The organism is Butyrivibrio sp. AE2032, from assembly GCF_000702965.1.
The window spans coordinates 677629-697544 of the sequence record NZ_JNLF01000005.1; the positions used below are offsets into that span (position 1 = coordinate 677629).

General features: G+C 47.7%; 24 protein-coding genes. 3 read left to right on the forward strand and 21 right to left on the reverse strand.

The annotated features are described in order from the left end of the window. Window positions 1–32 precede the first annotated feature (32 nt). The gene (locus BO18_RS20700; RefSeq protein ID WP_034449345.1) at window positions 33–2033 is read right to left on the reverse strand and encodes a M13 family metallopeptidase; all 2001 of its coding nucleotides are present in this window, start codon (window positions 2031–2033) and stop codon (window positions 33–35) included. Window positions 2034–2408: 375 nt separating this feature from the next. On the opposite strand from BO18_RS20700, the gene BO18_RS33250 reads away from it, so the two are divergent. Beyond that, a complete protein-coding gene (locus BO18_RS33250; protein ID WP_051689011.1) occupies window positions 2409–3224 on the forward strand; it encodes a helix-turn-helix domain-containing protein in 816 nt (271 codons plus the stop codon). A 10-nt stretch (window positions 3225–3234) separates the two neighbouring features. Here the strand turns inward: BO18_RS33250 and BO18_RS20710 are convergent, their stop codons facing one another. From BO18_RS20710 to BO18_RS20760, 11 genes are all read right to left on the reverse strand, one after another. Beyond that, window positions 3235–3717 (reverse strand): GNAT family N-acetyltransferase, encoded by a 483-nt coding sequence (locus BO18_RS20710; RefSeq protein ID WP_034451485.1) that lies wholly within the window; start codon window positions 3715–3717, stop codon window positions 3235–3237. Window positions 3718–3808: 91 nt separating this feature from the next. Next, window positions 3809–4423, reverse strand: coding sequence for a cyclase family protein (locus BO18_RS20715; RefSeq protein ID WP_034449347.1), 615 nt, complete (start codon window positions 4421–4423; stop codon window positions 3809–3811). 79 nt (window positions 4424–4502) lie between these two features. Then, window positions 4503–4802 carry a DUF4298 domain-containing protein gene (locus BO18_RS20720; protein WP_034451488.1) on the reverse strand — a complete coding sequence of 100 codons (300 nt, stop codon included), beginning with the start codon at window positions 4800–4802 and terminating at the stop codon, window positions 4503–4505. An 85-nt stretch (window positions 4803–4887) separates the two neighbouring features. Next, a complete protein-coding gene (locus BO18_RS20725) occupies window positions 4888–5982 on the reverse strand; it encodes an MFS transporter (protein ID WP_034449350.1) in 1095 nt (364 codons plus the stop codon). A gap of 228 nt (window positions 5983–6210) precedes the next feature. Further along, window positions 6211–6702 (reverse strand): NUDIX hydrolase, encoded by a 492-nt coding sequence (locus tag BO18_RS20730; protein WP_034449351.1) that lies wholly within the window; start codon window positions 6700–6702, stop codon window positions 6211–6213. A 120-nt stretch (window positions 6703–6822) separates the two neighbouring features. Next, window positions 6823–7404 carry an HD domain-containing protein gene (locus BO18_RS20735; RefSeq protein ID WP_242856598.1) on the reverse strand — a complete coding sequence of 194 codons (582 nt, stop codon included), beginning with the start codon at window positions 7402–7404 and terminating at the stop codon, window positions 6823–6825. Window positions 7405–7644: 240 nt separating this feature from the next. Next, on the reverse strand, window positions 7645–8370 hold the full coding sequence (locus BO18_RS20740) for a glycosyltransferase family 2 protein (protein WP_051689012.1): 726 nt from the start codon (window positions 8368–8370) through the stop codon (window positions 7645–7647). 44 nt (window positions 8371–8414) lie between these two features. Continuing rightward, window positions 8415–9299, reverse strand: coding sequence for a TPM domain-containing protein (locus BO18_RS20745; protein ID WP_034449353.1), 885 nt, complete (start codon window positions 9297–9299; stop codon window positions 8415–8417). Continuing rightward, window positions 9296–10453 carry a TFIIB-type zinc ribbon-containing protein gene (locus tag BO18_RS20750; protein WP_051689013.1) on the reverse strand — a complete coding sequence of 386 codons (1158 nt, stop codon included), beginning with the start codon at window positions 10451–10453 and terminating at the stop codon, window positions 9296–9298. Before BO18_RS20750 ends, BO18_RS20745 begins: the two co-directional genes overlap by 4 nt. A 41-nt stretch (window positions 10454–10494) precedes the next feature. Beyond that, on the reverse strand, window positions 10495–11217 hold the full coding sequence (locus BO18_RS20755; protein ID WP_034449355.1) for a type 1 glutamine amidotransferase: 723 nt from the start codon (window positions 11215–11217) through the stop codon (window positions 10495–10497). Beyond that, on the reverse strand, window positions 11214–12557 hold the full coding sequence (locus BO18_RS20760; protein WP_185752537.1) for a MurT ligase domain-containing protein: 1344 nt from the start codon (window positions 12555–12557) through the stop codon (window positions 11214–11216). Before BO18_RS20760 ends, BO18_RS20755 begins: the two co-directional genes overlap by 4 nt. A 295-nt stretch (window positions 12558–12852) precedes the next feature. On the opposite strand from BO18_RS20760, the gene BO18_RS20765 reads away from it, so the two are divergent. Then, the gene (locus BO18_RS20765; RefSeq protein WP_034449358.1) at window positions 12853–13983 is read left to right on the forward strand and encodes a prephenate dehydratase; all 1131 of its coding nucleotides are present in this window, start codon (window positions 12853–12855) and stop codon (window positions 13981–13983) included. Window positions 13984–13994: 11 nt separating this feature from the next. Here BO18_RS20765 and BO18_RS35015 read toward each other — a convergent pair whose 3' ends face one another. From BO18_RS35015 to BO18_RS20805, 9 genes are all read right to left on the reverse strand, one after another. Beyond that, on the reverse strand, window positions 13995–14171 hold the full coding sequence (locus BO18_RS35015) for a hypothetical protein (protein WP_185752538.1): 177 nt from the start codon (window positions 14169–14171) through the stop codon (window positions 13995–13997). Window positions 14172–14257: 86 nt separating this feature from the next. Beyond that, entirely contained in the window at window positions 14258–14587 is a 330-nt protein-coding gene (locus tag BO18_RS20770) for a hypothetical protein (protein WP_051689014.1), read from the reverse strand. Window positions 14588–14679: 92 nt separating this feature from the next. Beyond that, window positions 14680–15564, reverse strand: a complete 885-nt coding sequence (locus tag BO18_RS20775; protein ID WP_034449360.1) for a hypothetical protein — start codon at window positions 15562–15564, stop codon at window positions 14680–14682. 172 nt (window positions 15565–15736) lie between these two features. After that, entirely contained in the window at window positions 15737–15979 is a 243-nt protein-coding gene (locus BO18_RS20780) for a hypothetical protein (protein ID WP_034449362.1), read from the reverse strand. A gap of 26 nt (window positions 15980–16005) precedes the next feature. Then, a complete protein-coding gene (locus BO18_RS20785) occupies window positions 16006–16215 on the reverse strand; it encodes a hypothetical protein (protein WP_034449364.1) in 210 nt (69 codons plus the stop codon). Between the two features lie 194 nt (window positions 16216–16409). Continuing rightward, window positions 16410–16592 (reverse strand): hypothetical protein, encoded by a 183-nt coding sequence (locus BO18_RS20790; RefSeq protein WP_034449366.1) that lies wholly within the window; start codon window positions 16590–16592, stop codon window positions 16410–16412. A gap of 18 nt (window positions 16593–16610) precedes the next feature. Continuing rightward, complete coding sequence (locus BO18_RS20795; RefSeq protein WP_034449367.1) at window positions 16611–17426, reverse strand: hypothetical protein; 816 nt, start codon at window positions 17424–17426, stop codon at window positions 16611–16613. Next, window positions 17404–17844: a hypothetical protein gene (locus tag BO18_RS20800; RefSeq protein ID WP_034449369.1), complete on the reverse strand. Its 441-nt coding sequence runs from the start codon at window positions 17842–17844 to the stop codon at window positions 17404–17406. The genes BO18_RS20795 and BO18_RS20800 overlap by 23 nt, the downstream gene beginning before the upstream one ends. A gap of 509 nt (window positions 17845–18353) precedes the next feature. Continuing rightward, window positions 18354–18782: a helix-turn-helix domain-containing protein gene (locus BO18_RS20805; RefSeq protein ID WP_034449371.1), complete on the reverse strand. Its 429-nt coding sequence runs from the start codon at window positions 18780–18782 to the stop codon at window positions 18354–18356. Between the two features lie 90 nt (window positions 18783–18872). Between BO18_RS20805 and BO18_RS33255 the strand changes: the two genes are divergently transcribed. Further along, window positions 18873–19844, forward strand: a complete 972-nt coding sequence (locus tag BO18_RS33255; protein WP_185752539.1) for a protein kinase domain-containing protein — start codon at window positions 18873–18875, stop codon at window positions 19842–19844. The last annotated feature ends 72 nt before the right edge of the window (window positions 19845–19916 follow it).

The window sequence follows — 19916 nt, forward strand, 5'->3', positions numbered from 1 at the left end:
ATTCCTCATTAAACAATTTACTTTTTACTACATTAATACCAGCGCGAGATACGGTCTTCGGGCGCGATATACATACCGTCACCTTCAGTAACGTCATATGTCTCATAGAATTCGTCTATGGAACCGAGTACCGCATTTACTCTTATAACCGCCGGACTGTGTGAGTCGTATGCGATCTGTCCTATGATCGACTCATCAGAACTCATCTCGCACCAGACCGTCGCATAGCTCTCGAAAAGGCGGATCCTGTCTTCCTTAGTCTTTGCCAATGAAGTGATGCATTCAACGCCACCCAGGTCCGCATAGTTCTCGCCGAGCGTCTGCTCGCCGTCAACGTGGTAGATGCCGAAAACCGTGAAGTTGTCTTCAAAGTATCTTACGGCTTTTTCATTTCGGGCTGTGAGGATCGCCATATCATCAGCGGAGATCCACGAAGGATCGTATTCACCCTTTGAATTGAACATGATGCAGTCACTGTCGAAAGCATGTCCCATCTCGTGAGCTATTACCGACCCCAGACCGCCGAGATTTGTATAGTAATCAGCATTCACGTCGAAGAAGGGCGCGTTGGTGATCGCAACCGTGATCGTGATGTTATTAAATGACGGATCGTAGCATGCATTGAACATCTGCATTGGCATGGCGATATCTGTCCTTGATACGGGCTCTGTGAGACTCTTTATCTTGTCCTTAATAATGAGTCTTCTGTAGTTGAGGCAGAGTTCATAGTAGTTGCTGCCGCAGATATCTAAATATTCCGAATTATCGTGTCTCTTACTGTCCACGCCTGTTACATAAACAATGTTTTCGAGCTTTTTGAGAAGTTCTTCCCTGACAGGTTCGCTGAGCCAGTCTGCACCGGAGATGATCTCCCTGTATCCTGCCCTGATGTCATCACACATATCCCTCAATGCCTTATCCATTTCGGCAGAGTAATATTTCTCAACATAGATTGGATCCGTCTCATTCTTGAAATTGGCCGAGACATCGTCCAGAGCCTTCTCGCGGAGTGGCCTGTAATCCTTGTGCGCAGTGCTCGAGATCTGGCCGTAGTGCGGAGCTATATATCTCGAATAAGCGTCATAAAGATTTCCCAGTTCCCATGTCTTGAGCGCGTTAATATTCTTATCGTCAAAGATCGCATTCAGAGCCTTAAGCTGCTCCGCGTCGGAGATTCCGTATGTGTCTATCCCGGAAGTATCGTATCCGATCTTTTCGAGATAAGCTTTTATATCGACATTCGTGAAGATCTCATCTACCTGTGCGGGAGTATACAGATCAAGAGATTCAAATCCCCAAGCATCTTCCAACGCATCAAAGTCAGTTGCGCTGTAAAGATCTATCGCAAGATAAGCCAGTTCCTTGCCGTACTGCTCTGCCGTATCCTTGTCGTAGCCGCGTGTCATCATGATGACCTTTCCGTCGGCTCTTATATAGTCGGCTGCATAAAGCTCGTCGCGCATGGATTTGAAAGATGTATTGAGAACGCCTTCAAGCTGGGCGATGAACATGATCCTTCTCTGAGGATCAAAAGGATCGACGCCGGGCTCAATGCCGAGTATTCCGCTTATTCCGTAATCCCTTACGAGTCTTGCCTCGATATCCATAAGCTCGTCGACCGTCTTTGCATTGTCGACTGCTTCTATCATGTTCATGAGGTCTTCCGGGATCGGTTCGTTATCGAAATCGTAATCCATGTAATAATCAAAGGCATGCTTTATGATGTCTTCCTCGCTGCCCTTTGCATATCCGCTTCCGGCCGCGATATCCTCGATTATCCCATCTATCTGTTCTTCGATGAGTTTCGAGTTAAAAGCCATCTCGACGGTGGATTCTCCGTACTCGAATTCGGCTGTGTCAAAGCGGTCCTGATTTACGAATCTGTAGTAATCATCCTGAGCTCTGGCTGGCCCCAGTTCCTTTACGGAAGTCTCACTTTCAGATGTCTCGACAGGAGTCGTAACCGCACCGCAGCCGGTCATGAGAGGCACAGCCATCACAGCCGTGACGGCTATCACTGCAACTTTTTTCATATTCCTGCTCCCCTTTAAATGTTTTGCAAGTTAATCTTACCGATGCAACCTTAACGTACAAACACGAAAACCTTAACGTAACCTTAATTCGGTCCGCATCCAGAAAACCTGCTTTTCTACGGTTAATTATTTTAAAATAAGAGGCGCGCTTACTCAAGTGCAACTTGAATTTTATATTGTATGTTCCATTCCCACTCGCTAAAATAACCGTATCAGATGAACTATTCTGTAACCGGGTGGACAAGACAGAACAAAAGCCTGATGTTTCGTCAGGCGATTCATTTTCAGTTACTATCAGTTTAAATAAGTGATCTTGGAGATCACGGCAGATCAGGCATCTCACATTTCGGAACAGCATTAAGGGAGGTGTGCGTTATGAGTATCGGTAAGAATATCAAACTGCTCCGCGAAGAGCGCAAGATGACACAGGAAAACGTCGCCGACAAGATAGGCGTTTCTTTCCAGGCGGTGTCCTCTTGGGAACGCGACGAGTACAAACCCGACATAGATAAACTCATTAGCCTGGCAGAACTATTCGATGTATCCGTGTCAGCCCTTGTAGAGGAAAAGACCACTGTTTTCGAGACACACGATTCCATCTACAACTGGGAACACATGAAGACATTCGTAAAGACCGCCGCACGTTATGAGGGGCTTTCCCAGACACTCAAGGCGCTGGATTTCGCGGTCGAAGCACACAAAGGTCAAACCAGAAAGAAGTCCGAGGTTCCCTACATTTACCACCCGCTTACGCTTGCCTGCCACGCCCTGGCGCTGAACATCGTAGACGATGACATCATTTCAGCCTGTCTCCTGCACGACGTGGTCGAGGACTGCGGGAAGACCGTGGAAGAACTCCCTGTGGGAGAAGAAGCCCGCGAACTCGTGAGACTCCTCACACACGGTAAAACGAATCCCGACAACCGCAAAGAAGTAATGGATGCTTATTTCGAAGCACTCTCGCAAAATCCTAAAGCAGCGCTCATAAAATGCATAGACCGCTGCGACAACCTTACTTCAATGGCCCGTGCCCTGAGCCGCGAAAAGATATACCGCATGATCAGGGAGACCGAAGAATACTTCCCCCGCCTTTTAAAACTCGTTAAATCCACACTCGAATACAGCAACGCCGCATGGCTCCTTCAGTATCAGATCAGGAGCATCCTGGAGATATACAAGAGACTGATGTAAAACTCACTCCTCAGATTTCTTTTTCCAGATACCCGCACGTGAACGGGAAGAAATCGAATTTCTTTGTTTCCGTATGTATGAATCCGTGTTCCTCATACCACTTTCTGAGCACGGTATTTTCCTCCACGATGCTGAGCTTCATTACCGTGCAGCCTAACTCTTTCGCATTAGCGATCGAATCTTCCAGAAGCGCATCGCCGATGCCGCCGTGTCTGTATTCCGGGAGCACGCACAGACTTCCAAGTTCGCATTCATTACCGCCCGGCAGATACAGGTTATAGTAGCCGACGAGTTTGCCGTTATCGAAATATCCGTACATGGGCCTTTTCTGGTTATCCATCCAGTGCGTAAGCTTTGCCTCGTCAGTCGCGTAAGCCGTGAAAGCAGGCGCGTTTTCGGGCGTGATGCCGAACTCTTTTGCCACTGTGAGAAAGCTCTCCCTTATGACGGAGACGCATTCTGCGAAATCGCTTTTTTCAATCTGTCTTATCATAAACAACTCCCGTTTCTTATCAATCGTATTGGATCCGCTTATGCATCCCGCAGCCGAGATCATTATTCGGCCTTTTTACGGATCCGGAATGTCAGACTGACATCAGTATCGCCCTGCAGGGCGCGCCGTCGGCTCCTCCGAGATTAATCGGCGCCGCATTGAGCAGATAAATGCCTTCTTCTACTCCTGCGAGCCTTATGCCCTCAAGGAGCACGATCTTCTTTCCGAGCATTATATGGTGCACCGCCATCGGTGTTTCCAGAGGTCCCACCGTCTGCGATTCGTTGCCGTAAAGCCTTATGCCGTAACCTGCAAAGACAGTGGCCGCCTTTTCGGTCATGGTGGATTTGCCGCTGACAAGTATCCTGTTATAGCAGTCGCAGTCAGCTATCCCTGATTCCCCGCCGGCGAGCTTTGCACGCCTCATTATGTCCTCAGCCTGTTCTACCGTCATCTCGCCTTCGTGGGATGTGACATAGCAGTATCCGACAAAATTCTTCAGGTCGACCTGATCTATCGTATCGCTCCCGTCGATAAAATGGAACGGAGCATCGACGTGCGTGCCGTTGTGGGCGCACATCGAAAAAGCGGTCAGATTACATACGCCGCCGTCCTTAATGCTCATCTTTACGATCCTCTCAGGGCTCGGATCACCCGGATAGACCTCGCACCCGAACACTTCCTGTGATATGTCGTAAATCTTCATGGTTTTATCTCCTTTTCAGCTGTCCCAAAGCCGTCCAAACGCTGTGTAACAATGTTACATTCCACTGTTTACAAGGGTTTCACGCCTCTTCGCCGTTGCCCGTCCTTAAGAGCAGTTCCTTGTTCTTTTCGAGCAGATCGTAGATCCCGTCCTCCGATAAGACACCCCTTTTGAGGTCTTCGGGAAGCTTTCCCGACTCGTCGAGCTTAAGATCCTTCTTCCAGTCCTTACCCGTGTAATACGTCTCGAGCCTTCGGATGTCGGACTGGATCTGCTCAAACTCTTCGAGCTTTTCTTCGAGTCCGTCAAGGACCGCTGAAGCCCTGTCCAGGATCTCCTCCATCTCGCTTATACGTTCTATGGCAGTCCGTTCTTTCATGGGTCCACCCGCTTTCGCCGATTTATAGAAGCATATTAACACAAACATGCTCTTGTGAAAGAATGTGGTCATCCGCCGCTTTTCCTTACAGCGAGAATACCCACCCCGCCAGAGGCGACATCACTATCATAAGCACCGAGAAGCAGAACGAATTCACCGATATCAGCGTCGCCCTCTGCTCTGCGGGGACCATCTGATTCAAAGCGATGTCGGACCTTATCTGTATCAGGTCATCTGCAAACGCCGTGACGAACCCGCCGATGGTCATGAGGTACCAGACGCCGGTAAACTCACTGACGAGCCCTATCAGCGCGAGCGAGATGCAGAACACGAACAGCTTTCCGAGCGTTGTCTTCTTCACCTTCCGCGCAGCCAGCGCGCCAAAGATGCCGCCCGTTGATATTATGAAGAGCAAGGGTCCCAGCGACCAGTCGGGAATGCCCGTCATCGGGAGCTTAGCCTGCAGGAAGAACAGGAGCAGCACGTCTATGCCGCCGACCAGTGCGTTCCTGAATATGAGCCCAGCAACCTTCTTATTCCCTTTAAGGAAACCGAAGCTGCCCTTGTAAACATCCCTGAAACGCTTTGCAAGCGAATCGGATGACTTTTTCTCGATGACCTTGTTTTCGCGCAGGAAGAGCAGGAACACCATGTTCACAGCGGATATCCCGAGCGATAAGATCTGCGCATTCCTGTTGCCCATTATTACCGCAACTCCCGCAAAGAGCGTGGCGATGCCGTTCGATATCCTGTAGATGGCCGTCTGTGTCGAAATGTATCTGTCGTACTTGTCGGCCCTGTCCGCCTCCACAAGCGAATCGTAAGCCAGCGCACTGTCGCTTCCGGATATGAAGTTATAGGACAGCGCCGAGAACCCTACCGATATGAGAATGCTCGGGAATCCTATACAAAAGCCCCTCACGAGAGCCGATGCCATCGACATGACGCAGCTTAGGATAAGGCTCTTCTTGCGTCCGAAGATGTCCGCGAACATCCCTGACGGGATCTCCGCTACGAGGCTTACGACATGGAATATTGTCTCTGCAAGTCCCACCTGCACGAGCGAATATCCGTCTGACACCAGGAGCAGCACCCACGCCGCTCCCGCGATCGATATGTTGAACATGAAGTTAGATATGTACAGCAGCCCGAGCTGCCTTTTGATATTGAGTCCTGACATAAAAAAATCTCCTTTTGATCTGTTTGAGAACAAAGGAGAAGCCGTCGGTTACAAGTTGGAATTCAGGTGTTTATTTCCTGCAAACAGGCAGACTTCTCCCACAGGACCCTGTTACGGAACCGAACATCAGATGGACGTTGATCGTTATCCAGTGCATATGAGAAGCGCCTTTCTAAAGATTTCGTGTGAAATATATCATATCGGATGCGGGATGACAATAGGCCGGACTTACCAGCACTTCTCCTCATGCCCGGCGAGCCTGTCGCCTTCATAGCGGAACTTCATGGTAAAGAACGAGCTGCATGCCGATTCGCCGAAAAGATAGTCGAACATTATCTTGTCGCCTTCCCAGATCGGCAGGTCCTTTATATCAGACAAAGGCACCCAGCACAGTTCGCCCTCATCGCACGCCTGTTCCGGGAGTTCGAACGACAAAGGAACCGATGCCGAGAACACGTGCATGTATTCCGTCGGGTACTCGGAAGATATAAATGTGATGAGTCCCCTGTAGCGGAAGTCATTAAGCGATGAAGCTTCGATGGCCGCCTCCTCTTTAAGCTCTCTGAGAACGCATTCCTCAGGCGATTCGTCCGACTCGAAATGCCCGCCTATCCCGAGATACTTGTCGAGATTCATGTCGCCTTTGCGGGTCTTCCTGATGAACAGGCAGTCGGAGCCGCGGGTGATATATATGAGTGTTGTAAGGTTTTCGATACGCATGGGATAAGTATATACAAAAGGGCTCCCGCTTGCTATGTGTACGAAAACAAAAGACCGCCTGAGCGGTCCTCTAACTATTTCATGAGCGGCTTCAGCGCCGCATGTCTTATACCCTAAACCTTATGCCTCAGCCAGCGTCTCGCCGTAGTCTATCGAGTAGTCGCCGTTAGCAAGAGCGATACGGAAGTTGACGCGGTAGATGATGTAGGAAGATACGTCGATCTTGAATGTCTCTGCAATTGCGCACCACTTGTCTGCGAGGCTTACGATGACGCTCTCACGGTATGAAGGAAGGAAAGGCGTCAGCGGGAACATGTGCTTACCGATGATGTCCTTCTCGATCTCATTAAGTGTGAAATCCCTTGAAGCATTGTCTCTTGCGACACGGGGATGTGTGAAGCCGTGAAGGCCGTGAGCCTGGCCCTTGACGTGCCAGTCGTAGAGGAAGTAATCGTGAAGGAGTGCGCCTCTTACAAGACTGTCCTTGTCTACGTCGATCTTGAAGATCCTCTCGAGGGAATATGCGATAAGAAGGCTGTACTTTGCAACTGCGATGCAATGCTCGAAAACAGTTGTCTCACCATGCTGTGTAAAGTTCTTCATGACCTGCGCTTCGGGGCTTAAGATGATGTCTTTGCCGCGAGTGAAAAGATCCTTCGCAAGTCTGTACTCAGTTATTCTTTTAGCGAAATGTAAAGCCAATCTGTACCTCTTGTGCTTTGATATTATCAAAGCTGATTTTTGCACCGTTGATAGTATAACAAAACAATCCGAAATTTGCTCGAACAAAACGTCACATTTTTACGTAAATCTGAGCGAAAAAGTGAGGCAATATGATTGCGTTTTTATTACACTAAAATCCATATCCAAAAGCGCGTTTAGAAGTGTAAGAAATCATTAAAAAAGAGCGCTTTTTCGCGCTCCCTGAAACGGCATAAACCGTCACTTGAAATAGTTCTTCCTGACCCTTAAGTTCCACCATATCTTCCAGGTGTCGGTGAACATCTTCCAGACGTCCCTGAACTTGATCCTGCCGAAGGACTGGTTCCTCGTGTAGTTGAGTTCGACCGGCATCTCGGTGAGCTTTGCCTTCTTCCTTGAAGCGAGAGCCAGAAGCTCAATATCGAAAGCATAACCGTCGATCCTGCGAAGAGGCGCGATCTCTCTTATTAAAGAACCCTTGTAGAGCTTAAGGCCTGTCTGGGTATCGTGGCACTTGAGGCCGAAGAGGACCTTGAGCATTACGAAATAACAGAAAGAGAAGAGTTTTCGCGCGGGAGGATATTCGAGCTTGGAATCCTTGTGCATCTTGGAGCCGATGACCACGTCGGAACCCGTTGCTATCATCTCCTTGTAGTAGCCGCTGATGAGATTGGGCGATAAGTCTAAGTCGGCGTCGATGAAGCCGACGATGTCGCCCTTGCTGTTTATGGCTCCCCATGAGACAGCTCCGCCCTTGCCGCGGTTCTTGTCGTAGCCGAAATCTTTGATGTTGGGATTGTCAGCAGCCGCGCGCTTTACCTCAGCGCCCGTGTTGTCACGGCTTCCGTCATTGACTGCGATGATCTCGTAGTCCGACGCAAACGCACTGAGCGCCTTATCGATGGTCATGAGATTATCGTAGATGTGTTCGCCTTCGTTATAGGCAGGCACGACGATGCTGAGCATAATTATCCTTCGCTTACTGAAAAATTCCGCGATATTGTATCACATCAGAAGCGTCCGCCGCCACCGCCGGAGAATCCGCCTCCACCGCCGCCGGAGAATCCGCCTCCGCCACCGCCGGAGAATCCGCCGCCACCGCTGCTCGAAGACTCGTGGTGAATGACTTTCTTCTTAATGAACTTGTCACTCTTGTCGACTTTATTGCTGCCGGCTACGGAATATGTGCTGATGGCAGGGAGCTTGTCGAGTCTCCTCTTGGGAGATGCAATGCCCGTGACAATAAGGGACAGTCCGATCGGGATAATTACCGTAAAAAATACGATCGCGCCGTAGCTCTGATAAGAGTACTGGCCGAGGTCTTTGGTGATGCCTTCGACAGCCGTGCCGTATTCGCCGCTGCCGAGCTCTGAGAGGTACTTCCTGAACAGGCTGTAACACTCGTCGTCACTTACGGCGAAATGAGCCGTTCCGTATGTGTAGAGCCAGAAGAACCTTCCGCCCTGATAGTCCAAAGTGACGTCGATCAGGATGCATACGCCGGAGTTGTTCTGGAGCGGCACGGTCTTAACGTTTTCCATGTAGAAGTCTTCCGCGAAGCGCTTCTCGTCCTCATCGGAGTTGGTGTACTTCTTGCCCTTGTTGTTTGTTGTTACGATAACGACGCTGATGTCCTTATCCTTGGAGAGCTTCTTTGCGGCATCCTTGATGTCATCGATCTCCTCGCTCGTAAAGAGTTCCGCATCATCAACGACCTTGACGGTCTTTGCTGGCGACAGGTTCATGAAGATATAGAACGCGACGCTCAGGATAATGATAACGAGAAGGCCGATGCCGACGCTTATGGAAGCGCCGTTAAGTTCGGACAGGACCGACAGCTTGGGGCCGTTGTCCTTGTTCTGATTCATTTCATTTATTTCAAGATTCTCACTCATCCCCAGAACCCCCTCATTACAAGGCCCAAGATGAACCTGGTTATTACGGCCAGAATACCGAGCACGATGAAGAAGAACATCGTCTTCTTAACAGGGCTTACCGGGATCGTACCGGCAACCTCGCCCGTCTGTCCGTTCATGGCGAAATAATAGAACTTGTTGCGGTATTTATAAGACAGGAACCATACGGGAAGCAGCGCATAGTTTGCTTCCATCGAATCGATCCTGCTCAGATTCTGCTTGATGTTGAACCTGTCGTAGGTTCCCTTAAGAGAGCCCTTGAGGGCCTTGTCGATACCGTCCATTCCGCGCTTTGTAGCACGTGCGGCCAGGTCCTGAGGCGACTGGTCATATCTGTCGGCATAAAAGCCCGGGAGATATCTGTAGTCGTATGGGATCAGCGCGTCGAAATCGAAAGGCTCAATTGCTTCCATAAGCGCGTCGTCGATCCTCGTCTCGCCGTCGAGCGGAACATAATCCCAGCTGAGATTTGCCTTACGCTCGAAATCAAACGTCTCGATTATCTCGTCGTCGCCTCTGTAGTGGACCTTGTCACCGGTACCCTTTGCGTCGATCGAGGCCTTGATATTGAAGAGCCAGAACGGTACATAGAGTCCTGTCATCTTGGCTACGTTCGCCTTTGATACGAATCCGAACGGTGTCCACTTACCCTTGCCTGCCCACTTGATGAAGGCTTCCTCTGCCGACTTTCTCGAGTACTTGAAAGGGATCATGTACTGGGGCTGGAAGCTTTCCGTAAGTCTCTTTCCGACGAGCGCCGGAGATCCGCAGAATGTGCAGAATGTAGCAGCCGTGTGAGCATCCGTTACGAGCTTTGCGCCGCACGAGTTGCAGACGAATTCGGTCTGTTCGGGAGCAGCCTCCTGAGCCGGAGCAGCCTGTTCTGCCGCCTGCTGTGTTGCATCAGCCTGTGTCTGTGCGGCTGCCTGAGCCACCGCCTGGGCCGCTGCCTGCTGGCTCTGATCCTGCGCAGGTTCGACCTGCTGGGGCTTCTGTTCAAGCTCTCCTACGGTTATGCTGCCCAGTTCCTTGGGATCGAAGGACGATCCGCAGTTGGGGCAGTCTAGCATTTGTGTATCTGCATTAAGTGTGAGATTGGACCCGCAATTCGGGCATTTGATCGTATCTGCCATATTATCCCTCCCGACTTAACAGTATATCATAAATTCTTTTGTCAGACTTCGGCCTCGAGCAGTGCCTTGAGAGTCTTATCGTGGCTCTTTTCAGAGTGCGGATAAGATATCTGCTTTACTTTAGTTCCCTTGCGCTCGCATATGATCTTCACGAACATATCTGCGATCCACGGATTTTTGAGGAGCAGCGGTCCTATGAGGCTGAGACCTATAAGGTTGTTTTTCCTTACTCCGTCTTTGGTGAGCGGAACGTCGCCTATTACCTTAACGGCACTGCACAGCAGGTCTTCCTGCACTTCCGACTCACCGGCCCTGTTAACGAATCCGACAAAGCGTTCTTTCGACTCTGGTTCTTCGAGAACGACGTCGCCCGTGTAACGCTTCTTGAGCTGTTCCTTGAATGTAAAATCGAAGATGCCCAGACCTTCCGTAAACGTGAAATCAGGTGTCGTTATGCCCTTGCCGAGGATATCGTAGCTGTTGCCCGTAAAGAGCATCGGCACGCCTTCGTCAACTGCCTGCACGAAGCCTTCCCTGAACTTCTTCATATGCTCCAGGACAAGGTTCCTGTTAGACTCATATCCCGAACCCATGTAAACGAAATCGACATCTTCGAAGCTTATATTCTCATCTGTAATTGTCGCGCTTAAGATCTCCACGTCAAAGCCCTGGTCTTCGAGCCTGCGCTTCAGGATCCTGACGTTGCCGTTGTCGCCATAGAGGTTCATGAAATCGGGATAAAGATAGAGGATCTTCACGGTCATGCGAGTTCCCTCCTTGTAACGATCGATAAGATCTTCTCTTTGTCGGAGAAGCATGTGATCACGTAGAGGAACGGATCCTTATCCCTGCAGTGGTCAGCGGCCTCCTGCACGGTCTCGAAAACCTTTATCTTCGGCTGGTCGATCCCTGCCAGGTCAAACCTGACGGCCAGGTCGTCGCAGTACTGTCCTGCAAGGATCACTTCTTCGATGTCAGCTTCTTTGAGTTTCTCGAAATTGATGTCCCAGAGCCAGCTGGAATCCGATGTGTAATACTTCCTGGAAATGGCATCTACAATGAACATCACGCTCTTTTTTCTCTTATCCTTTACAACGACGTCTATCGAACGGTCGTAGGATACGGAGTTCTCATGCTTGGAAAGAAGAAGTCTTCCCTGTGTCTTGCCGAGCGTAAAGTCTGAGATACGTCCAGACTTGAGGATATAGCCGCCCAAAGCCTCAGCTGCCTTGTCGGGTGCAATTCCGGCGACCGTAGAAGCGGTGAATGCCGCGAGTATGTTGTAGCAATGATAAATACCCGTGAAGAAAACGGGGATGTTGTACTTGCCGTCGATCGTGATGGAAGCCTTGCCTCCCTCCTCTTGTGTCGACGTAAGCGTGTGGTCAGTGTCGTGTCTTGCAAAACCGCAGCCCGTGCATCTGAACTTGCCGATATGGTTATAGTGGTAGTACTCATATATCATCGGCTGCTTGCAGATGGGGCAGTATCTGCCGTCATCGTAGATGCCCTCATGTGTTTTCGTATCCGTAGGGAGTTTGCCTGCGCCGAACCAGACAGTTCCTTCCCTGCCCTCGCCGAAGCTCGAAACGAGCGGATCGTCGGCATTTAATATCAGGGTCATCTCGTCGTAGATCGCATCGCCGATGACGCTCTTGATGAACTCGGGATGGCCGTTCCTGGTCATCTGATCCCTGTATAGGTTATTGATAACAAAATACTTGGGGCGGAAATACTTGAATATCCTTCTCGAATAACGCTCATCCGCCTCCAGGAGGATGACGTCGCTCTTGACCTTTCCTCCCATCGTCGAAGCGCCTATCAGGAAAGTGACGACGCCCTCTATCTGGTTGGAACCTTCCTTGTTGTATGCGACCTTGAGCCCGTTGCTCTTTAAGACATGCGCGATCATCTCGACCGTTGAGGTCTTGCCGTTGGATCCCGTAACCGCGATCGAGAGCTCGGGAAGCTTCAGATGTGCGAGGATATCCGGGCAGATCTTGAGAGCGTACTTACCGGGCAGGCTCGAACCTCTGCCCATGAGCTTTGCCAGGCCCCTTACGACCTTGCAGACAAGGATTGCTGTAAAAACTCTGATCTTCATAGGGAGTAATTGTAGCATAAAATAAATAATTTTAATATTACAAGGCGAAGGCGGCTGGAACTTAAGGGCCCGGAAATGATTTCGAACAGATTTCAATAAAACTGTTTACAAATCGTTTCGATAGGTTATAATTGCCACATGACTAATTTTGCATTTACATGGCGTGACTTCTTTTTTGCCTTTACTCGTAGGGGTAATTAGTTCACTGCATGTAAATATCGACTTGATTTACGTATTCAAATAGCCCCGCAGTGAACATGACTGCGGGGCTTATTTTTTCGAGGAGGACGAAAACATGACACAGAAACAGGCCGGAAAAAGGATCGAGGAGATCGACGAACAGATCAAGGAGCTCTTCGCCGAGCGCTTGGAAGCGAGCAAGACCGCGAACGAGACTCTGAGCAAATCCGAGATCGCACTGAAGAGCAGACGCTACGAGCGCAGTTACCTCGCGGGACTTGAGAGCTCAAACTCACTAATTGACAACTACGAGCGCGTGCTCTTCACCACGATGTTCAACCTGAGCCACTCTTACCGCAACACCGAATACGGCACCAGGACTGAGCTCGCGGACCAGATAAAGAAAGCGCTCGAGACCACTCCCAACGAGCTTCCCAAGTCACCTATGGTCGCCTGCCAGGGCATTGAAGGCGCCTACTCGCAGATCGCGACCGACAAGATCTTCGCGCACGCCAACATCATGTATTTCAGGACTTTCGACGGCGTCTTCCAGGCAGTCGAATCCGGCCTCTGCAAATTCGGCATCCTCCCCATCGAAAACAGTTCATTCGGTTCAGTCACACAGGTCTACGACCTCATGGTCGGACACAATTTCCACATCGTAAGAGACTACAAGCTCAGGATCAGCCACAAGCTCCTGGCTAACCACGGCGCGAGATTCGAAGACATCCGCGAGGTCTATTCGCACAACCAGGCGATCGGCCAGTGCAGCAAGTTCCTCAAAGAGCATCCGGACATCAAGGTCAACATCGTAGAGAACACAGCCGTCGCAGCAAAGAGCGTTGCTGATTCTGGAAGAAAAGACGTAGCAGCCATTTCATCAGCTGACTGCCAGCAGCTCTACGGACTCCAGGCGATCATGGACGACATCCAGAACACCGACAACAATTACACACGTTTCATCTGCATCACCAAAGAACTCATGATCTTCCCCGGCGCATCAAAGACATCCGTCATGCTCGCATTGGGCCACACACCGGGCGCCCTTGCAGACACATTGGCAAAGTTCTCCTCCCTTGGCCTTAACCTCACCAAGATCGAATCGCGCCCTATGCCCGGCAAGGACTTCGAATTCATGTTCTACTTAGACTTCGAAGCATCCGTCTACTCTGACGAAGTTATCGCACTCCTCTGCGAACTCGATGCGGAACCCACGGAGTTCGCTTATCTGGGAACGTATATCTGAACGCAAGAAAGTTAAGAATTATCAGGAGTTGTCCTAACCGGCAACTCCTTTAATTTTCTATCCATAAAAGCTTCTACCTTCTTATTGATAGCTGCAGCAGTAGACTTGATCACCTCAGTGTATTCGGAGTCATCGTAAGGCACGACAAACACCTCTGCCTTATCAGATTCGCTTATTTCTATCTCCATATGATCATGACTCGCATTATCAAATTCGAGCTGGATCGTTTCAAGTGCCGTTGGAAATATCTCCGGTTGTATGTTCAGAGCCTTAATCAGAGCACGGACTTTCCTGATAACTTTAGACGGGATCGCCGGTGCACCATTACCGTTCCAGTCCTCCTTAAGGTTGCTGATTTTCTCAAGTTTATTGAGGTTCTCCGTTTGCTCAGAATCATGTATTGACGTATCCTTTTTTCTGAAGGCTTTAATGCGGAATAATAAGCCGGCAGATAGTCGCCATTTAATTTCAAGTACTCCTTCTCGGAAAGGATGACCACATTCTTACCCTGCTTGCGCGGTACTATAATTACTTCTCCACCGTAAGCAGTATCAAAGTATTCCCTTATGTTATTACGTATCTCGATCTGTTTAGCTATTCTCATCTTATCCCTCCATATAGTACGAAAAAGCGTACGCTTTTATGTGCTGATAATTGCATCAGCTGAATGACTATTCAAGCCGATATGGGACAATATTAATGCAAAATATCAGGCAGTTCCTTCTGGGGCATCGGATCGTTGACGAGGATATCCTTGGTCAGGTCTTTGTACTGCTGAAGGATCTCATTGCCCTCATCTCTCTTTGCATTGCATTCTTCGGCAATCTTGTCGAGCCTTTCCTTCGGTCCAACCATATCCCGGGTAATCCTCTTCCTGACCAGCACCTTATTGACGTTATAGATGACGATGATCAGCGCGATGATGCCAGCCACGAGTGCCAGCACCCACCAGCCCAGCATATAAACGCAGAGTCCAAGTATTCCCAGCACCGCGATTCCGATAGTGATAATGAGCGGATCTCCCCTGTTGTCACGCATCTCACAGAAAGCACCCCACGCATTTGAGAAAGATCTCTCGTTGCGCTCGTAATCTGCCTTAATTGTCGAAAGGACCTTTGCTTCGGTTATCCTCTCATCTTCAAGTCTCTTGGCCTCCATCCTGTTGACCTTGTATTTCGCCTGGAGCCTTGCAGCTTCCCTTATCTTCTCGAAATACTCCCTGTGTTCAGGCAGACACCTCTCGATGATGCGCTTTAAGACCTCATCGTCTTCCCTGAAATGCACATTGCTGTGGTTCAAAATAGGATGTATAGTCTTCCACTTGATATGACAGAAGAACAGTCCTCTCAACGCTTCGAAATCATGCGGATTCTTCTTGAGCATGAATTCATAAGCATCCTTTGCCGCACCGAACTCATTTCTTATGAGTGCCTTCGTTGCGATGTCCTTAACGTTCTCCTCGCGGAAATACTCATAATCGAAAGTCACGCCACAGTACGGACAGATATACACCTGACGGTCCAGATCGATATCCAGAAGTCCGCCGCACTGCTTACACAAATTGCTCTTAACTATCGTCATCCTAACCCCTGTTCTGCGTCAACGCTGACGTCAGGATAAATGATACCACGAGGGGGAAGGAAGGCAAAACAAATTAATATCCCGCTCTGCACGGGAGCGGGATATTGGAGGTGCAGAACAGTTCAAAATCTGCGATTTCGAACTAGAATGATGTCTTTGCTGATCCGGACATTCAGGATGCGATCGTACCGCCGCCAGGCATCTTATCGTTATCGAACAGACCGACATATGTGTAGTCGTGATACTTCTGCCCGTCATACTCGTAGCCGGTGTAAGGGTATCCACGCCGTGTTGTACCTTTGAATGGTTTAAACTCAGCCGCAGCTTCCTCCCTGGTGTAATGAGCAGCGTCAAACCAGATGCCTTCCTGCTCCTTAGCCCATCCCATCTTCGTTGCTTTAAAAACGTGTCTCATAGTTGACCTCCTTTACTGAAGACGGCTCAATAGCTATCATCATTTGCTTCAATTACAAGCTGATCTGAATCCGGTGCAAGCGCTCTTGCAATACCCAGCACAACCTCAGAAATAGCTGCTAATGCTGCAATTGCCGTATCATCCAGCGGCCCGGCAAAAAGGTCCGGCATTACAATGTAGGCTACTACAGCTATAGTTACGATCAACTGAATCTTTCCGATAGTTTTCTTATCCATTTTCTTGACCTCCTGAACGTCTATCGCTTATTCCTTCATCTATCATCAAAGATGTAGATTTATGTATATTTGTATACTATCACCCGTATAAATCCTTTAGGTGTGCTGCCAGCATACAATCGGCAAAAAGTTAAACACCCACTCAGTCAATGACTGAATGGGTGCTCATTAGGCCTTAATCCACTTGATAAATCCTAGAACAAACTTCGCTTGCCTTCAGGCCGTTCGAAATACTCAGTCAAATACTTATCAAGTATCTTCTCTGTTGCAGCCGTCTTGGACAGACCGGTCTCACCGCAGAATCGCTCTAACTTCTCGTGCACAGATTTATCGAGCTTCATATTCATGACTTTAGCTTCTTTTTTTATCTGTGGCATAACATATTCTCCCGTGATTTAGAACTGCATATAATCATGTCTGGCTATAACTTTGTATTCAGCAACATCATCAGTTGTTACTTCTCTGTTTCCCAAAGTTGTAGATAACTCAAAGCTTGACTTTGCACCTGCTGCCATAGCATCTGCATACGCAAAGCCGACATCAAGGATCTCACCTTCACTGTCGAAGAAAACAGCGATGATCATGACATTAATCGAATTAGTATCTTCTTCTGTGTCATTGATCACACGTCCTGTTACCTTAAGACCTAAACCGTAATCGTTGTCTCTGATATCAAGGTCTGTGACTTCGTAATCGATAAGTGCTTCTTCGCCCTTCTTACATACGTCAACTATAAAATTGGGTACAAGATTGATTCCATTGTCAAGAGACACACCATCATCAATAAGTCCGTGATTAAAGAAATAACCACATTCTCCGGGAGCAATAACATCAGGTGCTCTTGTGATCAGCTTCTCAGACTGGAGCAGATGACCGTCATCGTCTTCAAAATCAAATGTACAGTCTTTAAGGTAGATATAAGAAGAACCCGTATTTTTAATCTCTACAACACCGCAATACATCTCTGAGCCTAGTGAATTTGTAGAATGCGTAAATGTTGTATGTGTGATCTCATACTCTGCTTTAGCTGCTTTTGTTGTTGATTCAGTCGCTTCTGTTGCTTCCGTTGTTTCCTTGGTCTCATTGTCGCCGATGGTTACACTACCTGTTTCCTTCGTATCACTGCTTGAACCGGAAGCCATAGCCATTCCGGCAAATGCACAAACGACCAGACAAGTGCAAATTGATCTAACTAATACTTTTTTCTTCATAATACTTGAACCTCCGTTCTATTATTGTTGTTATTAAAAAGGCAACAGCGATCGCTATAAGTTCAGTAACTATGTCCCAGGGATCGAAAGTACCGGGCACACCCTTGAGCAACTGTAAGATTTCAAGAATTATCGCAACGATACCTGTTACCGTAATAACCGTAAGGTTATATTGGCCTTTTAACGATTCTCCCAAAGAAAGCCTGAGGCAGAAAAACAATGAATACGTCCACAAGAAATCACAGGCAAAACTTCGGATCAGCTCCGGATAACTGATAGTAGGTAAGACTGAACGGAAAGAAGAGAGTGCATCAGACACATATGTCCTTTCTGCTTTTGTCAGATATATCAACAACCCGATTACAAGTGGGACAACGAAATTTACTGCTAACAGACTATTCCTTTTAGGAATCGTCATACAGCCTCCTTTCATCAAAAATGTAGATTGATGTATAAACGTATACTAGCATCGACATTTATGTGATTGGTCTGCCGTCAGCATACATTCACACCAAATAAAAAGTGCGGTAACCGAAGCTACCGCACCGAAAACCGTCAGCCTCGATTGCTGCGACACAACTCATCCTATGACAGGTATGAAAGAGACCGGCGTTTTTACCGAACGTCGAGACTGTCATAGGTTTATTATGTTGTGTCGCAGCTTAATTATACCTCAAAGATATGTTATCTTGCTAAAAACCTTTTGTTAACGAGAAATGAAAGCATGTTTATTTCAAAGATTCACACTTAATACTCGCCAACAGGCAAAACGGGTTAACCAAGACCATATCGGTCTCTTCCTCTTCCATACCCATCGTTCCTGATTCTATTATTCGGGAAAATGCTATTGGTATGCTGTCAGCACACAAAAATGCCCTGACGAGTCTCATACGTCAGGGCAACAATAATATACGTGTTGTTGCCACTTCATTCAAGAATGTCAAACTTATATTCTTCCAGCAGACAGTTCAAATCCAAAACGCTCATTTTTTTATTTAAACCATAAATAATCAGACTGTCCCTTTGATTTTTGGGATATAAAATACCCACCTGCGCAATCTCCAAAGCGCGCTGGCATTCGGTCACCGTCATCTCACAACCAATGGCAATTTGGATTATTTTGTCTCTACTTGGATTCTTAATACCTTCTAATATTTGATAGAAATATCCCCGGTCCATTTTACTGTTCTTAATGGCTTCAACTTTGCTCAGTCCTCTTTGTGCAAGAATAGCCTTAATATATGACCCCAAATCTGTCGGATACTTATCTTTAATATCTTCAAGATAACCATCTAATTCTTTGGGGGAATCAGTGGATGTTAATCTAGCCATTAGATCGCCGGTCTTTTCTGTCATAGTCTATGCCTTTCGTAGTATAATCAACATATGCATAACTTTAGCGAGTACAAAGAGTTGTATCACTATGATAATAAACGCAGTCTGGTCATGAATCAAGTGACCGGCGATGTTCGCATGATGAAAACGCTCTCACATTATGACGAAAACGTTTATGCATATATCTATGCCAATAAGGATAAGCACATCCCCGAGATAATTGAATTCTTCAAAGACAGTAATAACAACCTTATCGTCATTGAAGAATATGTACAGGGCAACACCTTTGATATTGTAATAAACGACCAGTCTATGCCTTACAAGACAAAGCTTAAATACTTCCTCGATCTGCTTGAAGGGCTTTCCTTCCTGCACAGCGCTCCTGCCCCAATCATTCATAGAGATCTTAAGCCTGCAAACATCATGGTCACAGACAAAGGCGACGTAAAGATCCTTGACTATGATGCCGCTAAAATTTTCAAACCTGAAAACACAAGAGACACCACGTTACTTGGGACAGCCGGAATGGCTGCACCTGAACAATATGGATTTATGCAATCAGATCCCAGAAGCGATGTTTATGCTGTAGGAATGATGTTGGCAAGAGCATTTCCTAATGATTCAAGAATACAAAAAATAGCGTCCATTGCTACCACCTTTGATCCCAATGGTCGCTACACTAACGCTCAAGAATTATCCGATGTTCTTTCAAAAAGGCTCAGTCCAACGCTTAAACTTAAACCGATATTTCCTCCACCGGGTTTCAGAACTCGCAAATGGTGGAAAATGATTATAGCAACATTCTTTTATCTTTATGTAATCTCGCTTTTAATCGGATATCATGGCAGCGATGATCCATTGACAAATAATATGTGCTTGATCTTGACAATTGTCCTCATCTTGGTCGCACTCGATATATGCAACTCATGGTCAGGTCTATTTGATACGCTACCCTTCATTACTCACAAAAACAGAGCGCTAAGATATCTGTTCAAAGTCCTATATATTCTTGCCGCATTTGTAGTTTTATTCATCATTGCCGTGTTTTCTATGGTGATAATTATGAAAATTAGCAATGCTTAGCATTAAGTTGCAATATAAAGGTTGCAACTAGTATAACTACAAAATAAAAACAGTTGCTATTTCTTAACAGCC